We start from the raw sequence: 7,485 nt of genomic DNA, 5'->3' as shown, positions 1-7,485 counted from the left end.
GTCCGTAGACCAGCAGCAGACCAACTCCGTTGCCCAGCCAGAACAGCAGCGTCGCGGGCAGCAGCTTGGGGCTGAACAGCGCCTTGAGTCCGGACCGGCCACTTAGCTGCTTGTCGGTCGGGGCGGACTCGTCCAGTTCAAGGCCGAACCGGTCGGCAAGCGCGTGGGCTTGGTCGGCGCGGCCGCGGGCGAGCAGGTAGCTCGGTGATTCCGGTAGCAGGCGGAGCGTGAGCGGCACCAGGATCGTGCCGAGGGCCGCGCCGATCCAGAGCATGGCCCGCCAGCCGAAGGCCGGGAGCACTGCGATTGCGGTCAGCGAGGCGGTGATGCCGCCGATGGAGTAGCCGGAGAACATGATCGCGTTGGTCATCACGCGGCGCCGGGGGTGGGCGTATTCGACGGTCAGCGCGATCGCGGTGGGCACCACGCCGCCTAGGCCGAGGCCAGCGATGAACCGGGCCAGCCCGAACCAGGTCGGGTCGGGTGCCAGCGCGGCCAGTGCCATCGCGGCGGAGAACCAGGTGATGCAGCCGATCATGATGCGGCGGCGCCCGACGAGGTCGGTGATGGTGCCGACGCCGATCGCGCCGAGCAGCATCCCGATCAACGCGTAGGCGCCGATGTTGCCTGCTTGCTGCTTGGTGAGCGTCCACTCGGCGCTGCCGTCCAAGAGGGTCGGCAGCACGGTGCCGTAGACGATCAGGTCGTAGCCGTCGACGATGATCGCGGCGCAGCACAGCGCCACCACGACGAATCTGCTGGAGCGCTGCTCGGTGGCAGGCAATTTCTGGGTTGTCATTTGATCATTCCCATTCTTCGGGGCGGAATGCGCGCCAGAAATGCGTGCGCAGCGACGGGTTTTCACCGGTCTTCGTCGTAACCGTTGATCGTTTTTCTCCTGGCCAGTGACCGCATCCGCGGCTTCTGACCAAGCAGACTGCGCCTAGAAGTGGGCGAACTGGGCACTGGTCCTCCTCCGGGAGGCTGGACGTGCTGACCGGGCTGACGACGGTTGTTCTTGGGGGCGTCCGGGCCGCCGGTTCCATAGAAGATATGGCGTTCTTGTGACGTACGTCAATATTACGATAGCCATGGCCGCAGGAAAGAGTCGTCTTCGGACGGTGCGATCTTGTCTCCGGCAGCGGGCCAGGCCGGGGTTCAGGAGCGCCACCGAGGGCAGGTCGTGTCCGTCAGATACGAGGTGGTTGGCGTTGGCGAATGGATCAGCGCTCGGGCACGTTCGGGCCGAGAAGGCGACGCAGCGCTTAAGGTCTCGTTCGGCACGGTCTGTGGTTGCGGGAGACGTTATACGGTCTGTTCGACGACGACCAGCGCGCAGGTCTCGATGCACCTCGCCAGCGACCGGAGGATCTCACGGTGCTCCAGGCGGATCGGGATCAGGGCTGGGAGAAGGCCTATCGGGCGTGGGGTAATTTCACTCAACACTGACAGAATCCGAACATCGCCGCTTCAACGGCTTCCAGGTAGGTTTCACGCACCAGCACGGCGCCGAGAGGTGCGAGGCGGTTGGCCGCGGCGAGCAGCAGCGGTGGAGCATCCCGGCCGAGGATTACCGCGAACGCGATCCGGGCGCGCGGCGTCCAGCCTGGCCCGCCCGCGCCACTGGGCGAGGTTCGGGCGTGAGCTCGGTTGCAAGCGAGTAGAAGTCCGGTTCGCGCACATGTGTTCTGAGGGCGAAGGGCCATGTGACCGGGGCTTCGGCACGGGGAGCATCGGCGGGCGGGGAGGGATGTCTCATGGGGCAGCTCGAAGGGAAAGTCACCGTGATCACCGGCGGTTCCGAGGGCATTGGAGCGGCCACTGCTCGGCGTTTCGCCTTGGAAGGTGCGACCGTGTTCGTCACCGGTCGACGACAGGCCGAGTTGGACGCCACGGCGAAGGCGATCAACGCACAGAACGACCGCGGACAAGCCATCGCCGTGCGAAGCGACGTATCCTCACTCGAGGATCTCGACCGCCTTTACGCCCGGGTCGGGGACCACAGCGGCCGCATCGACGTGCTGTTCGCGAACGCGGGTGTGGCCGAGCTCGCGCGGCTGGAAGACGTCAGCGAGGAGCATTTCGACCGCCTCTTCGGCGTCAACGTCCGGGGGCTGCTGTTCACGGTGCAGAAGGCGCTGCCGCTGCTGGCGGATGGCGCGTCGGTCATCCTGACGTCGTCCATCGCCGCGTCCAAGGGCGTCGAGGCGTCGAGCGTCTACAGCGCCACCAAGGCCGCCGTTCGCAACTTCGCGCGGACCTGGGCGGTGGAGCTGGCAGGGCGCCACATCCGGGTCAATGCGGTCAGCCCAGGTCCGATCGAGACCCCGATGTTTTCCGGCGTCGCGGCCGATCCGGCTCCGGAAACCGACTTCAAGGATGCTCTCCTGGCCGGCATGCCCCTCGGCCGGCTGGGAGCCCCGGACGAGGTAGCCGCAGCCGCGCTCTTCCTGGCAACTGATGCCAGCAGTTTCACCACCGGTGCTGAACTTTTCGTCGACGGAGGACTTGCCCAGGCCTGAGCTAGCAGTCCCGCTCCTCACCTGAGTCCACTCCGGCGCGCATCATCAGGGATAGAACGCTGTCCCCCAACGTGCCTGTCCTTGATGCCGGTGGCGGGTATGGGAAAGGACCTCCGCTAGTGATCTGGACACCACATCGTGATCACGCGCCGTCGAGAAGATCACCGACGCGGGCGAACTGCTCGCGTTTTACGACTTCCCCGCCGCGCACTGGATCCACACGGATACCTCCACTGTGGACCCAACGGTGCCGGTCACTTCGTCAAGATGGTCCACAACGGAATCGGATACGGGATGATGGCCATCATCGCCGAAGGCTTGAGCATCAGCAGAAACGCCGACGGCGGAAAGCGGGGAACGCACCGTCGACACCGAAACAGCGCCGCTGCGCGACCCGGGCGCCTACCGCTACGACATCGACGGCGCCGAGGTGGCTGAGGTGTGGCGACGCGGCTCGGTGGCCGGACTACGACGTGGGCACCGAGTCCGGCAAGCGCGGTCGCGGTGGCTCGCCGATACCACTGGTGCCACCAGTCAACGCTGCGGTGTTCGGCAGCTCTGCCGCCATGATTCACCTCCTCGACGTGGTCGTTGATGTGTCCCGATAGGTCTCCAGCAGCCGCAGCCACACTTCACTGATCGTCGGGAAGCAGGGCACGGCGTGCCAGAGCCGGTCTATGGGCACCTGGCCGGCGACGGCGACGGTGGCCGAATGCAGCAGCTCGCTGACGCCTGGGCCGACGAAGGTCATGCCCAGCAGGGTGCCGTGGTCAGCGTCGACGACCATCCGCGCCCAGCCGCGGTAGCCGTCGGCGTACAGCTTCGCCCCGGCGACGGCCTGACCGAGATCGACATCGACCACCTGCACGCCGTAGCCGGATTGCTCGGCCTGCTCGGCCGACAGCCCGACCGCGACGGCCTCCGGGTCGCAGAAGAAGACCTGCGGCACCGCGCGGGAATCGGCGGTGGTGGCGTGCGCACCCCACGCGCTGGTGTCCAGCAGCTGCCCAGCGGCGCGAGCACCGATCGCGGCGCCGGCGATCCGCGCCTGGTACTTGCCCTGGTGCGTCAGCAGGGCGTGACGGTTGACATCGCCCAGCGCGTACAGCCAGCCATCGTCGACGCCACGCACCCGGCACGTGTCGTCGACCTCCAGCCAACTGCCGGGGGGTGAGACCCACCGTCTCCATGCCGATGTCGTCGGTCAGCGGTGCCCGGCCAGTGGCGAACAGGACCTCGTCGGCTTCCAGCTCACTGTCGTCGAGCATCAGCGTGACCGGCCCGGTCCCACCCGGGCGGCGCAGCCCGGTTACGGACACTCCGGTGCGCACGTTCACACCGGCCTCGGCGAGCCCGCGCGCAACTTCCTCACCGGCAAACGGCTCCATCCGCGGCAATGGGCGCGGACCGCGGACCAGCAGCGTCACCGAGGCACCCAGGCCATGCCAGGCGCTGGACATCTCCACCCCAACACCACCACCGCCGACGATGGCGAGCCGCCCCGGTACGGCGTGGGCGTCGGTGCCCTCGCGATTGGTCCACGGCCGGGCCTCGGCAATGCCGGGCAGGTCCGGCAACGCCGGGCGGCTGCCGGTGCAGATGGCCACCGCATGCCCAGCGGTGAGCACCACGCGCCCATCCTCACCGGTCTCGACGGCCACTTGCCGGGGCCCGTCCAGCCTCCCGTGGCCGCGAACCAGATCGGCACCGATCCCCCGCACCCAGTCCGCCTGCCCGTCGTCATGCCAGCTCGTCACGAACCCGTCGCGGCGGGCGAACGCCGCCGCCGTGTCGACCGGCGGGTTGACGATCTCCCGCGCGCCCTCGACTCGGCAGGTATCGGCTACCGAGACCACCGAACGCAGCAGCGACTTGCTGGGAATACATGCCCAATACGAACATTCCCCACCGACCAGCTCGCGCTCGACCACCGCCACGCTCAATCCCGCAGCACGGCTGCGCTCGGCCACGGTCTGGCCCACCGGACCCGAGCCGATCACCACCACGTCATAGCTACGCGTCGAAGAGCCTCCAGCAGACTCGATGCTCATGGCCTCCCCCTCCGTGCCTCCTCGGCGCCGCCGAAAAAACCTTTGGGAGGGCGCGGTTACCGGCGCCTGAGATCATCGCCTCGATTGCCACCAGCAGGTCTCATCAGCGCAGTCTTGGCTCCCGCACCCGAGCAGCGCCAGATTCGATGGCCCTCCCGCTGCCAGGGTCACCCAGGGTGCGCTGCTTCGCAGTTTTGCTCGAACGTCTTCGCGCAGGCTCGCGCACTGGCATTCGGCAAAACCGAGCTCCGAGGGCACCGAACCGGCGCTCGTGCCGCACCGCGTGATGGCGGGCAACCGTCCCACCAACGTGCTGCTCGCCGAAAAGCTAACCCGCGCCTGCTTGGCTGCCCGGTCGCACTCTACGAGCGGAAGTCGGAGTGGACTCTGTGCGCTGGATGCCGAGGAGCTCTAGCGGCGCGTAGACGTGCCGGTCATCGCGGAGCGGTACCGCTCGGGTGTCGCCGCCCCCGTGCGCACCCCGTGAATCAACTGGCGTCGACATGGCACGCCTTCACCGACGGCGTGTTGGTGCTCGACCGCACCACCAACGGTCCGACGCCGGTTCGAGCGTCATGGCGCGCTCCCAGTGCCACGCAACGACAGGGGCATTAGCCTCGGCGAAGCGGCCATCGCCGCCGGCAACGGGTGTGGCGTTCCACGGCTGCTGCGCAGGGGGTGCTGAGCCCGGGAGAGGGGGCCGGGCATGCCTGAGGTTTCGTTCGCGAACCTGTTCTTCGTTTCATTGATCGCCCTGTGCACGCCGACTTTTCTCGGCTTCTTCCCCCGCGTTCGCATCCCTTCCGTGGTTGTGGCCATCGCCGCGGGAATCGTGCTCGGTCCCTCCGGTCTGGAGGTGATCCAGGTTGACAGCCCGGTGCAGATCTTGGCGCTGCTCGGGCTGGCGTTCCTGCTTTTCCTGGCCGGCCTGGAGATCGACATGCGCCGCATGCGCGGCCACCTAGCCCGTGTGGCGCTGGCGGGCTACGGGATCACGTTGCTGATCAGTGTCCTTGCCGGACAGGTGTTCAGCTCGCTGGACTGGGTGCGCAGCCCGCTGCTGGTCGCCGTGGCGCTGTCGGCGACCTCGCTGGGCCTGATCGTGCCGGTGCTCATCGATGCCGACCAGATGGAGAGCAGAACCGGACTGCAAGTGATCGCCGCGTCCTCGGTGGCCGAGTTCGGCAGCGTGCTGCTGCTTTCCCTGCTGTTCTCCACGTCGGGAGGAAACATCGGCGAGCGGCTCGTCAGGCTGGTCGTGTTCGCGGCCCTGGTGGCGGCAGTCGGCGTCGCGGTATCGCTGGCCGACCGGTCGGTGCGGCTCGGCGGCGTGTTCCTCCGGTTGCAGGACACCACCGCAGAACTCCGCGTCCGGGCTGCGGTGGCGCTGCTGATCGGTTTCGTCGTGCTGGCCCAGCGGATCGGCCTGGAGACCATTCTCGGGGCGTTCGTGGCCGGCGTACTCGTCGGAACCATCGATCGCGACACCACCACCCACCCGAGGTTCCGGACGAAGCTCGACGCGATTGGCTACGGATTCCTGGTCCCGGTCTTCTTCATCACCAGTGGCCTGCAGTTGGACCTGCATGCATTGTTCTCCAGCACCTCGGCGCTTTTGCGGGTGCCCGTGTTCCTGCTCGCACTGCTGATCGTGCGAGGGGTGCCAGCCGTGCTCTACCTCAGGGTCATCGGGGTGTGGGCGTCGGTGGCGGCGGCGCTGCTCCAGGCCACCTCGCTGCCGTTGATCGTCACCGCGGCACAGATCGGGGTCGTGCTCGGTCTGCTGTTGCCGGTCAACGCGGCAGCGCTGGTCTGCGCTGGCCTGCTATCCACACTGCTCTTCCCCGCAGCCGCGCTCGCGGTGCTCCGGCGTCGGGACCTGGACAGCGCCGCACGACCGCGCAGATCCCAGTAATAGGCCGTATAACGGGCCTCGCCGCGCCGCCCGTAGCGCGGTCGGGAGAATCCCATTACTGATCACTGCTTGAAGTCGTTGGGCAAGGTGAATGACACCGAGGTGAGCCCAACGCCAGTAGAGCCGAGGCCGTAGCTCGATTCGCGGACATGCGCATGCACGAAATCCTGCCCGTCCACGTACGCGACTACCTCCCCCCGCCTCCGCGACCAGGGCACCTCCGCACACTGGAGAGCCAGGTCGGCGGAGGCGGCGGCATCGGCGCTCTCGCACTGTTCGCCTCGGTCTCCGGTGTCCCCTACGGAACATTGATCTCGAACTCGACCAGGGACTCCATGACCTCCTCCTTCAGGCCGGACAGCCGGCGTTCACCCAACTGCGAAAGAGCTCGACCCGCTCCTCCGGCCAAGGGCCGTCGCAGGGCATCGACCCATCCGAGAGCTTCGCGAGGATTCTGTCGGCGTTGGCACGAACGTCGTTGTAGGACGCGAGATCGAACGCCATTGACATCGAGCTGACGTCCTCTTCGCGGAACAGCGGACGGATATCGCGCTCGTACCCGACTACTTCTTGCTCCATCTCGACCTCCGTTCAGTGTCGTGTGTTCATGAGGAGACGAACTGCTGCCCACCATCAATGTCGTACGTCGCGCCGGTGGGCGCTGTGTTGGCCAGGAAGTCGGCCAGCACGCAAGTCACCTGTTGGCTTCTGCTCGGACGAGATCCACGAGCGGCTACCTTCTGTTGACAAGACCTGCCCATCGTGGATCACCTTCACTTGAAATGGGCATATCTCCGATTTCGAGTCTTCAATGTCCCGTCACTGGACGTAGCCTCACTACTTACTCGTTGTTCGTTCCGCTCGGGGAGGCGTCGTGGCGACCAGAAGCCAGAACGCGAAGTCTGAAGCCGGACGCTCCGGTGGTTCCCGTGGTGATCGCTCGCGGAGCGCCTCCGGGAAGGCCGACGGCCGGCGGCCCGCGACGGTGAGGCTGCCG

5 protein-coding genes and 2 pseudogenes are annotated in these 7,485 nt (G+C 67.0%); 3 read left to right on the top strand and 4 right to left on the bottom strand.

The features are described from left to right. A partial coding sequence (locus tag BLW84_RS40345; RefSeq protein WP_218157667.1) for an MFS transporter occupies positions 1-799 on the bottom strand: 799 nt, incomplete at its 3' end. Between the two features lie 958 nt (positions 800-1,757). On the opposite strand from BLW84_RS40345, the gene BLW84_RS40340 reads away from it, so the two are divergent. Then, a complete protein-coding gene (locus BLW84_RS40340; RefSeq protein ID WP_093276965.1) occupies positions 1,758-2,522 on the top strand; it encodes an SDR family NAD(P)-dependent oxidoreductase in 765 nt (254 codons plus the stop codon). Positions 2,523-2,753: 231 nt separating this feature from the next. After that, positions 2,754-2,867: pseudogene (locus tag BLW84_RS50560) on the top strand (phosphogluconate dehydrogenase (NAD(+)-dependent, decarboxylating)); the annotation flags it as partial. Between the two features lie 226 nt (positions 2,868-3,093). Here the strand turns inward: BLW84_RS50560 and BLW84_RS50225 are convergent. Both BLW84_RS50225 and BLW84_RS50220 read right to left on the bottom strand, forming a co-directional pair. After that, on the bottom strand, positions 3,094-3,654 hold the full coding sequence (locus tag BLW84_RS50225) for a hypothetical protein (protein ID WP_342743223.1): 561 nt from the start codon (positions 3,652-3,654) through the stop codon (positions 3,094-3,096). 100 nt (positions 3,655-3,754) lie between these two features. Continuing rightward, a pseudogene (locus BLW84_RS50220) lies at positions 3,755-4,573 on the bottom strand (FAD-dependent oxidoreductase); the annotation flags it as partial. A 706-nt stretch (positions 4,574-5,279) separates the two neighbouring features. Here BLW84_RS50220 and BLW84_RS40325 point away from each other — a divergent pair. Beyond that, positions 5,280-6,488: a cation:proton antiporter gene (locus BLW84_RS40325; RefSeq protein ID WP_093276962.1), complete on the top strand. Its 1,209-nt coding sequence runs from the start codon at positions 5,280-5,282 to the stop codon at positions 6,486-6,488. A gap of 348 nt (positions 6,489-6,836) precedes the next feature. Here BLW84_RS40325 and BLW84_RS40320 read toward each other — a convergent pair whose 3' ends face one another. Beyond that, on the bottom strand, positions 6,837-7,067 hold the full coding sequence (locus BLW84_RS40320) for a hypothetical protein (RefSeq protein WP_093276959.1): 231 nt from the start codon (positions 7,065-7,067) through the stop codon (positions 6,837-6,839). Positions 7,068-7,485: the final 418 nt, after the last annotated feature.

The organism is Saccharopolyspora shandongensis, from assembly GCF_900106995.1.
GTDB classification, from domain to species: Bacteria; Actinomycetota; Actinomycetes; order Mycobacteriales; family Pseudonocardiaceae; genus Saccharopolyspora; species Saccharopolyspora shandongensis.
Note: the sequence above shows the minus strand (reverse complement) of the source record. Positions and strands in the feature narration are given on the sequence as shown.

Excerpts from the sequence above, each read along its gene's own strand:
- BLW84_RS40340 (WP_093276965.1), top strand. The coding sequence starts at position 1,758 with ATGGGGCAGCTCGAAGGGAAAGTCACCGTGATCACCGGCGGTTCCGAG.
- BLW84_RS40325 (WP_093276962.1), top strand. The coding sequence starts at position 5,280 with ATGCCTGAGGTTTCGTTCGCGAACCTGTTCTTCGTTTCATTGATCGCC.
- BLW84_RS40320 (WP_093276959.1), bottom strand. The coding sequence starts at position 7,067 with ATGGAGCAAGAAGTAGTCGGGTACGAGCGCGATATCCGTCCGCTGTTC.